This is a genomic window from Tropicibacter sp. S64, from assembly GCF_049803835.1.
Taxonomy (GTDB): domain Bacteria; phylum Pseudomonadota; class Alphaproteobacteria; order Rhodobacterales; family Rhodobacteraceae; genus Pacificoceanicola.
Genome location: NZ_JBNAGK010000002.1, coordinates 58,194 through 73,229 on the forward strand (window position 1 = coordinate 58,194; position 15,036 = coordinate 73,229).

The 15,036-nt window shown below is 67.4% G+C and carries 15 protein-coding genes; 6 read left to right on the forward strand and 9 right to left on the reverse strand.

Going from position 1 to position 15,036, the window contains the following annotated elements; all coding sequences use genetic code 11:
* Nucleotides 1–212: 212 nt before the first annotated feature.
* Complete coding sequence (locus tag ACP159_RS03485) at nucleotides 213–758, forward strand: DUF6151 family protein (RefSeq protein ID WP_425098248.1); 546 nt, start codon at nucleotides 213–215, stop codon at nucleotides 756–758.
* 5 nt (nucleotides 759–763) lie between these two features.
* Here the strand turns inward: ACP159_RS03485 and ACP159_RS03490 are convergent, their stop codons facing one another.
* The 3 genes from ACP159_RS03490 to ACP159_RS03500 are packed head-to-tail and all read right to left on the reverse strand — an operon-like array spanning nucleotide 764 to nucleotide 3,671.
* On the reverse strand, nucleotides 764–1,516 hold the full coding sequence (locus tag ACP159_RS03490) for a maleate cis-trans isomerase family protein (RefSeq protein WP_425098249.1): 753 nt from the start codon (nucleotides 1,514–1,516) through the stop codon (nucleotides 764–766).
* Nucleotides 1,513–2,646 (reverse strand): M24 family metallopeptidase, encoded by a 1,134-nt coding sequence (locus ACP159_RS03495; protein ID WP_425098250.1) that lies wholly within the window; start codon nucleotides 2,644–2,646, stop codon nucleotides 1,513–1,515. Before ACP159_RS03495 ends, ACP159_RS03490 begins: the two co-directional genes overlap by 4 nt.
* On the reverse strand, nucleotides 2,643–3,671 hold the full coding sequence (locus tag ACP159_RS03500; RefSeq protein ID WP_425098251.1) for a pyridoxal-phosphate dependent enzyme: 1,029 nt from the start codon (nucleotides 3,669–3,671) through the stop codon (nucleotides 2,643–2,645). The genes ACP159_RS03495 and ACP159_RS03500 overlap by 4 nt, the downstream gene beginning before the upstream one ends.
* Nucleotides 3,672–3,810: 139 nt before the next feature.
* Between ACP159_RS03500 and purL the strand changes: the two genes are divergently transcribed.
* From purL to ACP159_RS03515, 3 genes are all read left to right on the forward strand, one after another.
* On the forward strand, nucleotides 3,811–5,970 hold the full coding sequence (gene purL, locus ACP159_RS03505) for a phosphoribosylformylglycinamidine synthase subunit PurL (RefSeq protein WP_425098252.1): 2,160 nt from the start codon (nucleotides 3,811–3,813) through the stop codon (nucleotides 5,968–5,970).
* 130 nt (nucleotides 5,971–6,100) lie between these two features.
* The gene (locus tag ACP159_RS03510) at nucleotides 6,101–7,285 is read left to right on the forward strand and encodes a Hint domain-containing protein (protein WP_425098253.1); all 1,185 of its coding nucleotides are present in this window, start codon (nucleotides 6,101–6,103) and stop codon (nucleotides 7,283–7,285) included.
* Nucleotides 7,286–7,347: 62 nt separating this feature from the next.
* A complete protein-coding gene (locus ACP159_RS03515) occupies nucleotides 7,348–8,034 on the forward strand; it encodes a M48 family metallopeptidase (RefSeq protein ID WP_425098254.1) in 687 nt (228 codons plus the stop codon).
* A gap of 159 nt (nucleotides 8,035–8,193) precedes the next feature.
* Here ACP159_RS03515 and ACP159_RS03520 read toward each other — a convergent pair whose 3' ends face one another.
* Nucleotides 8,194–9,333, reverse strand: coding sequence for a hypothetical protein (locus ACP159_RS03520; RefSeq protein ID WP_425098255.1), 1,140 nt, complete (start codon nucleotides 9,331–9,333; stop codon nucleotides 8,194–8,196).
* A 3-nt stretch (nucleotides 9,334–9,336) separates the two neighbouring features.
* A complete protein-coding gene (locus tag ACP159_RS03525; RefSeq protein WP_425098256.1) occupies nucleotides 9,337–10,116 on the reverse strand; it encodes an SDR family oxidoreductase in 780 nt (259 codons plus the stop codon).
* Nucleotides 10,117–10,284: 168 nt separating this feature from the next.
* Between ACP159_RS03525 and ACP159_RS03530 the strand changes: the two genes are divergently transcribed.
* Entirely contained in the window at nucleotides 10,285–11,298 is a 1,014-nt protein-coding gene (locus tag ACP159_RS03530) for a Hint domain-containing protein (protein ID WP_425098257.1), read from the forward strand.
* A gap of 5 nt (nucleotides 11,299–11,303) precedes the next feature.
* On the opposite strand, the gene ACP159_RS03535 is transcribed toward ACP159_RS03530, so the two are convergent.
* Nucleotides 11,304–11,558, reverse strand: coding sequence for a DUF7218 family protein (locus ACP159_RS03535; protein ID WP_425098258.1), 255 nt, complete (start codon nucleotides 11,556–11,558; stop codon nucleotides 11,304–11,306).
* 129 nt (nucleotides 11,559–11,687) lie between these two features.
* Here ACP159_RS03535 and ACP159_RS03540 point away from each other — a divergent pair, with 129 nt between their 5' ends.
* On the forward strand, nucleotides 11,688–12,764 hold the full coding sequence (locus tag ACP159_RS03540) for a transglutaminase-like domain-containing protein (protein ID WP_425098259.1): 1,077 nt from the start codon (nucleotides 11,688–11,690) through the stop codon (nucleotides 12,762–12,764).
* On the opposite strand, the gene ACP159_RS03545 is transcribed toward ACP159_RS03540, so the two are convergent.
* The 3 genes from ACP159_RS03545 to ACP159_RS03555 form a co-directional block, all read right to left on the reverse strand.
* Nucleotides 12,734–13,465, reverse strand: a complete 732-nt coding sequence (locus ACP159_RS03545; protein ID WP_425098260.1) for a hypothetical protein — start codon at nucleotides 13,463–13,465, stop codon at nucleotides 12,734–12,736. The genes ACP159_RS03540 and ACP159_RS03545 overlap by 31 nt on opposite strands.
* A 171-nt stretch (nucleotides 13,466–13,636) precedes the next feature.
* Nucleotides 13,637–14,548 carry an agmatine deiminase family protein gene (locus tag ACP159_RS03550; protein WP_425098261.1) on the reverse strand — a complete coding sequence of 304 codons (912 nt, stop codon included), beginning with the start codon at nucleotides 14,546–14,548 and terminating at the stop codon, nucleotides 13,637–13,639.
* A 3-nt stretch (nucleotides 14,549–14,551) separates the two neighbouring features.
* A complete protein-coding gene (locus ACP159_RS03555; RefSeq protein WP_425098262.1) occupies nucleotides 14,552–14,833 on the reverse strand; it encodes a hypothetical protein in 282 nt (93 codons plus the stop codon).
* Nucleotides 14,834–15,036 lie beyond the last annotated feature (203 nt).

Below are 15,036 nucleotides of genomic sequence, written 5' to 3' on the forward strand. Positions count from 1 at the left end.
CATAGCGGCAATGCTGCGGATGCGACATGTTATGCCTTGATGGAATCATTCCTGATGCAATATCTGGCATATGGATGATGAAGCGCCCGATGGCGCAGCATCTTCATACCTCCCTGTTGGACTACGGCCGAGCTTTTTGCTCGGCCTTTTTTTTGCTTCGGCGGAATCGGGGGGTGTACTAGGGTCGCGCAGGGACATCGAAGGGGCATTTCATGACAGAAACCCGGAAATTGCAGTGCAAGTGTGGTGAAACACAATGGAAGGTTGAGTTCACCCCGCGCCCGACGCATTTGGCGTGTTACTGCTCGGACTGTCAGGCTTATGTCAATCACCTTGGCCAAGGGGACGGTTACCTCAACGCCGCGGGTGGTACGGAGCTCCTGCAAACGGTGCCCTCGGCGCTGCGTTTCATTCGAGGAGCCGAAAACCTGCGCCTGCTGCGGCTGACGTCCAAGGGGCTGTTCCGCTGGTACTCCGGATGCTGCAACACCCCTGTCGCGAATACGCTGAAATCCCCGGGGTTCCCCTTCGTCGGCCTTGTTCTGCCTTCCGGCGCGGAAGGGTTCGGCCCGCTGGAAGCGGAAGTGATGACCAAATCCGCCAAGGTTCCTGTCAAGGAGCATGGGTTCAACGCAACCGGCTTCGGCATCCTGCGGCGCGGCCTGATGGCAAAGCTCACCGGCCGAGGCCGCTCTCCCTTCTTCGACGACGCGGGCAAGCCAATCGTGGCGCCGATGATTGTCTCGGAAGGCCGCTAGGCCCGCTACGCCCGGTCGAACAGCTGTCCGCGCCCGGTGACCCGGTCCTGCAAGCCGGCCTGTCGCATCATGTGCCAGCCGAGCACCTGGTTGCTCGACAGCACCGGACGCCCGACCACCGCCTCCAGCGGCGCAATGACGTCGAGCGTGCGCAGGTTCGTGCAGGACAGGAACAACGCCTCGGCGCGGGTGTCCTCCATCAAGGCCTGCCCCGCCGCCATGAGCGATGCCGCGTCGATCCGGGCCACCCGCGTCTCCTCCGCCTCGTCGAAGCTGCCGAAGACCGGCGTTTCGATCCCCGCCTGAGCCAGAACGCGCCGCAGCCCGTCCGAGACTTCGGCCACGTAGGGTGAGAGCAGAGCCAGCCGCCGGATGCCCAAGGCCGCACAGGCGGCAACCAAGGCCGTGACCGGCTCCGTCACGCTCCGCGTGGTCACGCCGTCCCGAACCAGCTCGGCCACCCTGCCCGCGCCAATCACCGATGTACCGGAGGTGCAGCCGTATCCGACCACGTCGAACCCGATGGGGCGCGGCAGACGCCCCGCCGCATCGGGCAGCCGGGCTTCCATCTCCGACAGGCTCTCGGTGGTGACCTCCGCGCCGGACTGGATACGCGAGACATAGAGCGCAACGCCGGTTTCCGGCAGCAATCGCCGGAAATCGTGCTCCAAGGTCTCGTCCGATTGCAGCACCACCAGCCCAAGATTGGCCCTCTCCCCGAGGCACGGTCCGAGAGTGAAGGGAAAGACCCGGCTCATGTGAGAACCGGCAGGTCGGACGGTGCGGGCGGGGACAATTGCGTGCAGCCGTCCGCGGTGATGGCAAAGACATCCTCGTGCACCATGATCCCGCCGCCGGTCAGCGTGATCCCCGGCTCCAGCGTGATGACCATGCCCGGCTCCAGCACCGTGTGATCGCCCGGGATCAGCGACAGCCCTTCCGTCAGTTGCATCCCGAGTCCATGCCCCAGCCGCCCGGCTTCGCCACCGCCGACGATGGCGTGCATGGCATGGAACAGCTCCGCCGCCGTGGTGCCGGGTTTCGCGATCTGACGCGCGGCCTCGGTGGCGTCCAGCAGACGGCGCCACGCGTCCTGCGTCTCGGGCGCGGCCTGTCCGATGGCCCAGTTCCGGTCGAAATCGGAGAAATAGCCGTTCCGCACCAGCCCGGTGTCGAGCATCAGGATGTCACCCGGCGCAAGCGGCGCCTCCGAGGCAGGCGAGATCACGTCGTCGTAGCCCAAGGGACCGGCCCCTCCGGCAAGATACGGCACCCAGTCCGCCCCTTCGTCAAGGCAGAGCATCTGGAACCGGCGGAAGACCTCCGCCATCGGCACGCCAACGCGGGCGATCTCGGGTACTCGATCGAAGGCCCGCCCGGCAATGGCGCAGGCCTCGCGGATGCAGGCGATCTCCGCCTCCGACTTGATCGCCCGGAGCCCCGCCACCAGCCCGCCGTCCGAGACGATGGACAGTGTCCCAAGCTCCGCCTCCAGCCGGTCGAAATCCCGTAGCGGCATCCGCAGCACGCTCTCGCGCCCCATGGGCATGCCGATCAGCCCGGAGCCTGCCACTGCGCGCAGGCACTCGGCGAGAAGGCTCACACCGTCGTCCTCCGGATCGGGGGAGGTCCATGTGCGGATGTCGTCGATCCAGGTCTTGCGCATCAGCGCTGCCCCGATGGAGGGGATCACCGCCACCGGCTTGCCCGATGCCGGTATGACGAGGAACCAGGGCCGCGTCGGGCTTTCCCAGAACCGGGTCAGGAAACCGGAGAAATAGCGCATCTCCGCTTCGGTGGTCAGTAAGAGCGCCCCGAGGCCGCGCTCCGCCATGCCCGCCTGTGCCCGGGCCACGCGGGTCTCGAATTCCGCGACGTCGAAGATCATGCCGCCTCGCTCAGGATGGCCAGCACCCGCGAGTCCGGTGCCAGCCCGAGCAGTTGCGGATCGGCCAGCGCTGCCGCCAGTCCCGCTGCGCCGGAGGGGGTGCTTTCGAGGCCCGCCTCCGCCAGCAGCGGCAGGACCGCCGCCGCCTCGGCCTCCGAAATCAGCGCGAAATCGTCGGCGTCCCGGGCCAGCCCGCGCAGCGCGATCAGCGACGGCGCCTTGCAGTCGAGCCGCCCCATGGACGACACCGGGCCGACGGTCTCCACCGCTTCCCCGGCGCGGATGCTCTCAAACAGGCACGGAGCCGCCTCCGGCTCCACCACCACGATGCGCGGCCCGTCGCCCCAGCGGTCGCGGAACAGGGCCGCGCAGGCCCCCGCGAGTCCGCCCACACCGGCGTGCAGCAGGATGTGGGTCGGCGGCGCGTCCATCGCGTCCACGCATTCCGAGGCCAGGGCGAGATACCCCTCCATCAGCCGGTGCGGGGCGTCCACGTAGCCCTCCCAGGACGAATCGCTGAGCAGGGTCCAGCCCTGCGTCACCGCCGCGTCATGGGCGGCCTGCATGCTCGCTTCGTAATCGTGCCCGGAGCGAACCACCTCCGCGCCCTTGTCGCGAAGCCGGATCGCGAAGCCCTCGGGCACCGTCTCCGACAGGTAGATCACCGCCCGCGCCCCGAACACCTTCGCGCCCGCGGCCACCGACAGCCCGTGGTTGCCGGCGCTGGCGGTCACGAAACACGCGCCATCCAGCCTGCCGCCCGCCGCCTGCGCCGCATGGGCAATCACGTAAGCCGCGCCAAGCGCCTTGAAACTTCCCAGCCCCATGCGCGTGCGCTCGTCCTTGACCCTGACCTGCGCCACGCCGAACGCCTCCGCCAGTCCGGGCGCGTCGACCAGCGGCGTCTGCGCATGCGCCGGGCAGCGGTTGAGGAGCCCAAGCGGGGCGGACGCATCGGAACCCGGCAACGGAATATCCGGGATGCCGATGCCCTGCCCCCGGTGCGGATTGTCGATGATCTGCATGGCGTTCCTCTGTGTGGCCCCATGACAGCCCGATTTGTGCAGCACGGTCAAGAACGCCCAGGCTTTTCGCTGCCGAAACCCTTCCCCCTCCCCGTGCCTTGTCGTAAAGGGGGCGCGACGCCAATCCCGGGGGATCGACATGCAAGACCCAGCCATCACCGAAGACCTTATCGCTTCCCACGGCATCAAGCCGGACGAATACGCCGAAATCCTTCGGATCATGAACCGCGAGCCGACGTTCACCGAACTTGGCATCTTCTCGGCGATGTGGAACGAGCATTGCTCCTACAAGTCCTCCAAGATCCACCTCAAGACCCTGCCGACCACCGGTCCGCAGGTGATCTGCGGCCCCGGCGAGAATGCCGGTGTGGTGGATATCGGCGACGGTCAGGCGGTGGTCTTCAAGATGGAGAGCCACAACCACCCCTCCTACATCGAACCCTACCAGGGTGCGGCGACCGGCGTAGGCGGCATCCTGCGCGATGTCTTCACCATGGGCGCCCGGCCCATCGCGGCGATGAACGCGCTCAGCTTCGGCGAGAAGGATCACCCGAAGACGCGGCAACTGGTGCATGGCGTGGTCGAGGGTGTCGGCGGCTATGGCAACTGTTTCGGCGTGCCGACCGTTGGCGGCGAAGTGCGCTTCCATGCCGCCTATAACGGCAACTGCCTCGTGAACGCCTTCGCGGCGGGCCTCGCGGATGCGGACAAGATCTTCTATTCGGCGGCCTCCGGCGTCGGCCGTCCCGTGGTCTATCTCGGGGCGAAGACCGGCCGCGACGGGGTTGGCGGGGCGACCATGGCCTCGGCGGAATTCGACGAAACCATCGAGGAGAAGCGCCCGACGGTGCAGGTCGGCGACCCGTTCACGGAGAAGCGCCTGATGGAGGCCTGCCTCGAACTGATGCAGACCGGCGCGGTGATCTCCATTCAGGACATGGGCGCGGCGGGCCTGACCTGCTCGGCCGTGGAGATGGGCGACAAGGGCGGCCTCGGTATCCGGCTCGACCTCGAGAAGGTGCCGCAGCGCGAGGCGAACATGACCGCCTACGAGATGATGCTCTCCGAGTCGCAGGAACGCATGCTCATGGTTCTGGACCCGGCGAAAGAGGCCGAGGCGAAGGCGGTCTTCGACAAGTGGGACCTCGATTTCGCAGTTGTCGGCGAGACCATCGACGAGGACCGCTTCCTCATCATGCACAACGGGGACTGCAAGGCGGACATTCCGCTCTCGCGCCTCTCCTCCTCCGCACCCGAGTATGACCGCCCCTGGGAGCCGACGCCCGAGGCCGCGCCGCTCGGCGACGTGCCGCAGATCGACGCGATCGACGGGCTGAAGGCGCTCCTGGCCTCTCCCAATTACTGCTCGCGCGAATGGGTCTACGAGCAATACGACAGCCAGGTCATGGCCGACACCGTGCGCATCCCCGGCTTTGGCGCGGGTGTGATCCGGGTCGAGGGCACGGAGAAGAAGCTCGCCTTCACCTCCGACGTCACGCCGCGCTACGTCAAGGCGAACCCGGTCGAGGGTGGCAAGCAGGCCGTGGCGGAAGCCTATCGCAACCTGACCGCCGTGGGAGCGCTGCCGCTCGCCACCACCGACAACCTCAACTTCGGCAACCCCGAGAAGCCCGCGATCATGGGCCAGTTCGTCGGCGCGCTGCAGGGCATCGGCGCGGCCTGCTCCGCCTTGGATATGCCGATCGTCTCCGGCAACGTGTCGCTCTACAACGAGACCGACGGGCAAGGCATCCTGCCGACCCCGACCATCGGCGCCGTGGGCCTGATCGCGGCGGACGAGGACCCGATCCTCGGCTATGCCCGTGACGGCCATGTGGCTCTGCTGGTGGGTGAAACGAACGGCCACCTCGGTCAATCCGCGCTGCTGGCGGAGGTGTTCCACCGCGAGGACGGCGATGCGCCGCATGTGGACCTTGCCGCAGAGAAGGCCGCCGGGGAGTTCATCCGGGCGAACCGGGCGCTGATCCGCTCCTGCACGGACCTCTCCGACGGCGGCCTCGCGCTGGCGGCCTTCGAGATGGCGGAAGCGGCGGGCGTGGGTGTCCAGCTGGACAGCGGCGACACCGCGACGCTGTTCGGCGAGGATCAGGCACGCTACCTCATCGCCACGAGCTTCGACGCCGCCGAGGCGCTGATGACCGAAGCGGGCAAGGCGGGCGTGCCGATCAGCACGGTTGGCAAGTTCGGCGGCACGGCGGTGAAGATGGGCGGCAGCGAAGCACCGCTCGCAGAGCTCTCCGCGCTGTACCGCGAAACCTTCGGCAAGACCTTCGGCTGACACAGCCCGGCAGAGAATAACAGCGCCGCACCTCTCCGGGGTGCGGCGCTTTTCGTCTTGCCCTCGGACCGGTCAACCATTTGGCAAGACCTTTCGACTGTAATGCCCGCTGGCACCAACGCAGGCATCCATGGCGACCATCAGCGGCTCCAGCGGCAACGACACCCTGACGGGCACGTCAGGGAATGACTCGATCTATTCGGGCCAGGGGGCGGACTCTGTCGATGCCGGGGCGGGCGACGACTATGTCTTCGGCGACGACGGCGACACCGTTTCCGGCGGCAACGACACCATCGTCACCGGTGAGGGCAACGACACGGTTCAGGCCGATCTGGGCGATGACCGGGTTTTCGGCGGGTCCGGGGCCGACAGTCTGGGCGGCGGCGGCGGCAATGACTACGTCGACGGCGGTGACGGGTCGGACACGCTGTATGGCGACGATGGCCATGACACGGTCGTCGGCGGAGACGGCAACGATCTCATCTACGCTGGCGCCGGTGATGACGTCATCGCTGGCGGCGCGGGCAACGACACGATTTACGGTCATTCCGGTGCCGATCAATTCGTGATCGCCGCGAACAGCGGCATCGACACCATCGAAGATTACAACGCGGGCGATGGCGACATACTCGTGATCGACTACCCGGGCATTGCCAGCTACGCGGATCTGCAACCCTACCTGAGCGACGACGGCAACTGGGGCACCCTGATCTCCTTTCCCGACGGGTCGGTGACGCAGGTGAAATGGTTGAACTATGGCTCCCTGTCGGCGTCCAACTTCGCCTTCGACCCGGGTGCGGTCTGCCTGCAAAAGGGGACGCTGATCGCGACGGACCAGGGCCAGCGCCGGATCGAAAGCCTGCGCCCGGGCGACCGGATCGTCACCCATGACAACGGGCTGCAACCCCTGCTGCGGTTGACGCTCTCGCGCTATCGCTACCCGCCCGGCACCCACCGGATGAAGCCGATCCGGATGAAACCGGGCGCTCTGGGGCCGGGGTATCCGGCGCGGGAACTGCTGATCTCCCCGCAGCACCGGGTTGCCCTGCCGCCACAGGCGCCGGAGCGCATTCTCGCCGCGCACCGCCTGCTGGAGATGCCCGGGGTCAGCGAGCGCCCCACCTGCCGCCGCAACACCTATTTCCATCTGCTCCTGGCGCGGCACGAGCTGATCCGCGCCAACGGGCTCTGGGTGGAATCGATGCTGGTGACGCCCTACAGCCGCAGACGCCTGGGCCCCCTGCCCGCGCTGCGCCCGATGGCCCCGGTCCGACCGATCGGGGGCGGCGGACCGGCACGGATCATCGCGCCCTGAACCGGCGCAAGTCCGCGCGCGCAGCCCTTTCCAAGCGCGCCCGCCCGCCCCATATTCCCTTCATGCTGAAGTTTACCCCGATCCTGCTGGCGATCCTCTACGCCGTGGTCATGTACCACTTCTCCGCCTGGCGCACGGCGAAGGAGCTGGACGCGAAATCGACGGAACTCGCCGACGCGGAGCTGAAGAAACTGACCGACCGCATGGCCCGGGCGCTCGACCTGCCACGCATCCGGGTCAACATCTACGAGATCGAGCCTGTCAACGGGCTGGCCGCACCGGACGGGCGGATCTTCATCACGCGCGGGTTCTATGGCCGGTACCGGACCGGCGAGGTCACGGCTGAAGAAATGGCCAGCGTCATCGCCCATGAACTGGGTCACGTGGCACTGGGCCATGCGCGGCGGCGGATGATCGACTTTTCCGGGCAGAACGCGCTGCGGACCGCCATGGCGATGGTGTTCTCCCGGTTTCTGCCGGGGATCGGGGTCTATATCGCGAATGCCCTGACGACGCTGCTCGCCGCGCGTCTGTCGCGGGCGGACGAATACGAGGCGGATGAATATGCCGCTGCGCTGCTTGTCAAATCCGGAATCGGGGTCGAGCCTCAAAAATCGCTGTTCCGCAAGCTCGAAGCGCTGACCAATTCCCGCGGCGGGGCGGTGCCGGCCTGGCTGATGTCGCATCCGAAGACAGAGGAGCGGATCGCGGCGCTGGAGAGGCTGGAGGCGAAATGGTCGAAGGCTTGAGGAGAGTGCGAGAGGTTTCGCCGCGCTGACGCGCGGCGACCGACGCGCGCCGATTGCGTGCGGAACGCGCCTGCGGCGCGTGCGGGGGCTCTGCCCCCACGGCTCTTCGAGCCTCCCCCGCGGTATTTTCGGACCAAAGAAGTTGGGGCGTTCCGTCACTTATGCCGGGCAAAGCGTGAAAGCGGCCTCCGCGGCGTCCTGTCCGTTAACCTGCACGATGACGGCATGCGGCCCGGGATGGAGGCGGAAGGTGGTGGCGTCGCCTTTGAGGTGGTGCCGCTTGGTCAGGGTCAGCGGAACGCCAGCGGTCAGGTTGGCCGATGTCAGTTTGAAGACCTTCTCCGCCGTGCCGTTCGGTCGGTGGAAGCGCAGGCGGTAGTCGACCAGAACCGGCAGGGCGGTATCCGATTGCAAGCTCAGCGCGAAGCACAGATCGGTGCCGATACGGGGGTCGGGCGTGGTGATCTCAAGCAATGCCGTGACGGCTCCCGCCCTGTATCCCAGCAAGTCGAGCGCCGGGCGTTCGCCGCGTTTGACGGCGGTGCGCAGGGCGTGGCGGGTGATCCAGCCCAGTTCCTTCGCATCTTGCCGTCCATCGGCCTGCCAGGCCTTCAGCCGGTCGACCACCCTGTCCGGCATGACCTTCGACAGATCGTTCATGTGGTTGGCCACGGAGCGGGTCACGTAGCGGGTTTGATCGCCATGCAGCGCGTCGAGGAAGCGCAGGGGAATGGCGGGATCGAGCGTGATGTTCTTCGCCCAGGGCAGCCTTGGCCGGGTGCCTTCGCTGACCAGCCTGCGCACGTGGTAGTTGTCATCCTCACACCAGAGGTCCAGCCGTTTGAGCGTCTCCTCCGGCCAGGCATTGAGGAACGGGCGGATGTAGTACTCCATGGAAAAGCGCCGGGTGGCCGCGTGCAGGAAGTCCAGCGCCCGCTCCGGGTGCTCCATCCCGTGCCGCACCGCCAGAACGCCATGCACCGCGTGGATGAAGCGGCCGAAGTCGTCGTCGTGACGGGCCGGATCGAGTTCGGCGGGCAGCGCGGCCTCAAGGGCCTCCGCCATCGCTGGAAAGTCCCCGGGCAGCTGCGGCTCGAGGCAATCGGCGATCCACTCCAGCCGCTCCAGCAGGCCGCGCCCGGCCAGACCGGGCACGCAGGTCTCCAGGAAACGCCCCTCGTCGAAGCCCGGCAAGACGGCGAACTCCTGCGCGAGGTCCCCAACGCTGCCCGCGTTGAACAGCTGGTCGGCGAGGGAGAACCCCGCGCCGCCGCCCTTGCCGTCCGGACCCCGCGCCACGCCTCAGATCGTCGCCAGAGTCGCGCCGCCGTCGATCAGGATGTTCTGCCCGACGATGAAGCCCGCATGCTGCGAACACAAATAGGCACACATCTGGCCGAACTCCTCCGGCGTGCCGTAGCGCCGCGCCGGGATGGTGGCCTCGCGCTGCTTTCTCGCCTCCTCCAGCGACACGCCCTGCTGCTGCGCCACGCCGGTGTCGAGCGACACCGCGCGATCCGTTGCGTGGATGCCCGGCAGGATGTTGTTCACGATCACGCCATGGGGCGCGACCTGTCGCGCGGTGCCCGCGACATAGCCGGTGAGGCCGGTGCGGGCGGCGTTGGACAGGCCCAGAACCGCGATCGGCGCCTTGACCGATTGCGAGGTGATGTTGACCACCCTGCCCCAGCCCTTGTCGATCATCTTCGGCATCAGCGCCGTCATCAGCGCGATGGGCGTCAGCATGTTGCCATCCAGCGCCTTGATGAAATCGTCGCGTGTCCAGTCCGACCACATGCCAGGGGGCGGCCCGCCCGCGTTGGTGACGAGGATGTCGACGTCACCCGCCGCCGCCAGCACCTGTGCCCGGCCCTCTTCGGAGACGATGTCCGCCGCCACAGTCGTGACCTTCACCTGGTGACGGTCCCGGATCGCCTGCGCCGTCTGCTCCAGCGCCTCCGCGCCCCGTGCATTCATCACGAGGTCCACCCCGGCCTCCGCCAGAGCCTCCGCGCAGCCGCGCCCGAGGCCCTTGGACGACGCACACACCAGCGCCCGTTTGCCGCGAATTCCCAGATCCATTTGTCTCTCCCTGATTTATTCCCCCGGCCCCTGCGCCGGACACCGGCAACGAACCCTAGCACGGGGAGCCGGTAAATGGACGAATACGGGGCCATATGATGACACATTCCCCCTGTACACAATGGGGCGTTGCCTTGAAAATCCGGGCAGCGGCCCCGTGGTGAGAGCATGAGCGATACCGTCTTCCGTCCGAGCCAGACGTTGACCGTCCTGCGGGGCGAGCATCTGCGCGTGGCGAATGGCGCGAACCTTGGCGATCCCCTCGGCTTTGCCGATGAACTCGTACTCGAAGACATCTACCGGCTGTCACCGATCGCGCACCCGATGCCGCTGGCGCTGTCGCGGGCTGCCCGCTCGCCCTTCACCATTGCCGGGACGAGCGAGACCGGAACCCCCGGCGCGGCGCTGCACCTCGATTGCCTGCTGACCTTCATGTGCGGCACGGGCGAGACGACGGAAGTTCTCGTGCTCGTGGAGACCGATCCGGATGGCAATGTCGCGCAGGTCTTTGCCCACCCGCTCGGGACCATGGATGCCAAGGCCGATTACGTCCTCGTGACCATCGACCGGGACAGTGCGCTGCAGCGCTTTGCACAGATCGCCTGTGTCTCCTTCACGCGGGGCACCGCCATCACCCTGGCCACCGGCGCACAGAAGCCGGTGGAGCAGCTTGTCGCCGGGGACCGGGTGCTGACCCGCGACGCCGGCGTGCAGGAGGTCCGCTGGATCGGGCATCAGACGGTCCGGGCCACCGGCGCCCTCGCCCCGGTCTGCATTCGGGCCGGCACGCTGAACAATGCCCGCGACCTGATCGTCTCGCCGGATTTCCGCCTGTTCATCTACCAGCGCCGCGATGCGCTGGGCGCGGGGCGTCCGGAACTTCTGGTCCGGGCGAAACACCTGGTCAACGGCACCACGATCACCCGTGCGACTGGCGGGTTCGTGGATTACTACCAGATGCTCTTCGACGATCATCAGATCATCTATGCCGAGGGCATCGCCGCCGAGAGCATGCTGATGAGCGAAAGCACCTCCGCCGTCCTGCCGCAGGAGGTCCAAGACGAGTTGAGCAGGCTCATTCCCGGCCACCGCCGCACCGACATCTCTGATCTGGAAATCGGCGAACACCTGCTCTCGCGGCCCGATGCCGCCGATGTGCTGCGGAAATCGTCTCAGGGATAAGCAGCTCAGTGGCTCCGCAGCGCCGCAATCAACTCCGCCTTGTCCATCGACGAGCGCCCGTCGATCCCGATCTCCTGCGCCCGCTCGTAAAGGTCGTCCTTCGTCCACTCCTCGTACGGGGCCGCCTTGCCGCCCTTCTGTGACGGGTGCATGTCCTCGTTCGCCTGCGCGTTGCTGATCCGCGCGGCCTTTTCCTTCGACATACCCTTGTCGCGCAGGGCTTCGTAGGTGTCTTCATCCTTGATGGACGGGTTCGGCATGGGTCTGCTCCTTTTCCGGTCACTGGACCAACCCCGCTCCGCCCCATGCGGTTCCCCGCCTTGCACCCCGCGCACCCCGAAGCTAAACCGCAGCCAAAGCCCCGTTCCCGTCGTTACCAGGAGACTGTCTTGGCCCTCACCCGCCGCACCTTCCTCGGCACCGTTGCCGCCTTCACCCTTGCCCCGGCGCTGGCGAAAGCCGCCTACAAGCCGGAGAATGCCGCATGGCGCAGCTACAGGCTGACCACCCGTGTGACCCTGCCCCGCGATGGCCAGCCCGCGCAGGCTTGGGTGCCGATCCCGGTGCATGAAGATGCGGACTGGATCGTTCCGGGCGACAGCGAGGCCTCCGGCAATGCCGCGAGCATCGAGATCCTGCGCAACGCCGAAGACGGCTATGCCATGGTGCATGCCACCTGGGCAGCATCGGACGACCCTGCGGAGCTGACCGTGGTGTCCACCGTCCGCACCCGCGATCGCAACCCGGCACAGGCCGCCCCCGCGACCCTCTCCGACGCGGAAATCGCGCAGTTCACCGCCGCCACGCGCCTGCTGCCGACCGATGGCATCGTACTGGCGACCGCCGAGGACATCACTGCCGGGGCGACCTCCGAACGCGAGAAGGCCATCCGGATTTACGACTGGGTCGTCGAGCAGACCGAGCGCAACCCGGAAACGCGGGGCTGCGGCCTGGGCGATATCGCCTCCATGCTGCACATGGGTGACCTGACCGGCAAATGCGCCGACCTGAACGCGCTTTACGTCGGCCTCGCCCGTGCCTCCGGCCTGCCCGCGCGTGACCTTTACGGGCTGCGCGTCGCGCCCTCGGCCTTTGGCTACTCCAGCCTCGGGGCTGGCTCCGCCACCGTGACCAAGGCCCAGCATTGCCGCGCCGAAGTCTTCCTTCCGGACAGCGGCTGGACCCCGGTGGACCCGGCGGACGTGCGCAAGGTGATCCTGCAGGAAGCGCCCGACACCGGTCTCATGGACCCGCGTGTTCAGGACGCTCGCGAGGGGCTCTTCGGCCATGCGGAAGGCAACTGGGTCGCCTTTGGCACCGCCCATGACGTGGTGCTGCCCGGCGCGGCGGACAGCGAGCCGGTGCCCTTCCTGATGTACCCGCAGGCGGAAATCGGCGGCGTGCGCCGGGACGAGCTGGACCCGGACAGCTTCGTCTACGAGATCACGGTCGAAGAGACCGCGTGATCGGGCTGGAGCGCGACCGGCACGGTCACCTGTGACAGTGCGTCCAGGTATCGCGGCAGGTCGCGCACCAGCGAGGCGCCAAAACGCGGGTTGATCTCGTAGAGCACGGGTCGGCCAGCCACCTGCGCGAAGTCGATGCAGATGGTGCCGTTGCGCAGGCCAAGCGCCGCCGCGATCTCCATCCAGAGCGCCAGGTGCGGCACCTCTGGCACCAGCGTGCTGCGCACCGGCTTGTTGTCCCGCCCCTTGACCAGCCCGGCGGAGCCCATGTCATGGCGCACCGAGGCGGCGTGGATCAATTGTCCGCCGTGAAGCGTCAGATGCGCCGCCCATTCCACACCCGTAGACACGATCTCCTGCAGGAAGGTCGTGTCCGGGTCGATCGCCCCGGCCTCGGACGGACCGCTCAGGACGGCGATCCCCGAGCCCCATTCCCCGCGCCGCGCCTTGCGCATCAGCGGCCATGCCGAACCCGCCCCCGGCGGAGCCGAGTACATCCGCGGCACCAGCGCGCAGAAGCCCGCGTCGATCAGCCAGCGGTTCAGGACCAACTTGTCCCGGCACAGGTCCCGCGGCCACGCCTCCGGAACGAGGGCGCCGCGCCCGTCCATTCCGGCATTGCGCAGAACGTCCTGGTCCACGAAGGTCATCGGCACGAGGATGTCCCACGCCGATAAGTCGGCCCGGGAAAGCTCCGCCATGGCCGCGCGGTACCGGGTTTCCAGCAACACCGCGTCGATCCCGGGCCACCAGCTGGGCTTGAAACCGAATAAGACCCTTACATCCTGCATGACCCGTAGACACCCGCTGCCTGATCGCCACAGCCGATATACACTTGGGATGGCTAACACGAGATTACCGGCCGCCGGATGTCAGCCCGCGAACACCGAGGCCGTCAGGCAATGCAGCCCGCCGCCAAGACCCGCCGTTCCGCAGGGGATCGGCACGCAGGAGAAGCCGCGTTCTTCCAGCCGCGCCATGCGCCGCGCCGTCTGTCCGTCGCCGAAATCGGGCATCAGCAGCACGTCGCCCAACTGAACCCAGTTCAGCGGGCTGTCGAACCCGGACGGGCCCGCCGCCGCGTCCAGCTCCAGCACCTCCAATCCGCGCCCCTGCAACGCCTCCACGATGCGCTGTGACACCTCCGCTGCCTGCGCGGTGTCGCGCCGGCGGCAGAGGGCGGCAAGCGATGGCGACAGGAACCGCAGTGTGCAATCCGCGTGGCGGCTCAGGTCGTCGTCGAAACCGGGCAGGATCAGCCAGTCGCGGATGCCGAGCAGCCGCGCCGTTTCCGCCAGTCCATCCGGACTGTCGAGGCCGTTCTCCCGCAGCATGGCATCGGTGGAAACGGCCAGCCCCTCCGGCCCGGCCACGACATTGCCGCCCGCGACGAACACCGGCGTCACCTGCTCCGCCTTTGGAAACACCGTACCGAACAGCCCCGCGTCGAACACCCTCCCGCTGTTGAAGCGGGCAGGACGGATATGGCGCAGGCCATCCTGCGACCGCACCGCCAAAGGCGCGTGATCCCGAAGCCACGGCGTGTCGAACGCGCCGGTCACGATGCCGAAGTGCCCGGGGGCCTCCTGCCGGGCCACGAACGCCTGCGCGGCCACAGGATCGCGGCAGATCAGGATCACCCCGACATGCCGCGCCGCCTCCCGCGCCAGCGTCTCCAGCGTCTCGCGGATGGTGAAATCCGAGAACGGCACGCAGAGCGCATCCGGCAGGGCGTAGTCGGGTACGATCACCCCCTCCGGCGCGGGCCGCGGCCGCAGATTCACCGCTTACTTGCTCCCGAGGCCGCCACCCTTGCCCGGCACCCGGATGCCGGGATAGCGAATGCCCGGATAGCGGATGCCCGGCGGTTGCGGGCCCTTGTCGGTTAGCGCCGGAATGCGGATGCTCTCGATCCGCTTGCCGACCCGTTCGCCGCTGAAGGTCACGCGAGCCCCCATGCGACCGGCCGCCTTGTCCTGTGCCACGGCGGGCAAGGCGGTCAACGGGACCGAGACGAACAGGCCAAGCGCCCGTGCAAGGTTCGCGGCAATGCGCGGTTTCGTCGTCATTGAAAAACTCCTTCGTACCGTCATGCAAAAATGCCCATGGGCCCCTGATGTATACAGCCATTTGCCAAGAAATGATACATGTGGAGAGTGTCAGCGCCCGCTATCCCTCATCGTACCCCCTCCAGAAAGCCTCGCGTTCGCGCAAGCTCATGCCCCGCGTGTCCGAGACCTCCCCCCTTCGCTGCGTTCTTCCCTCCCCGCCG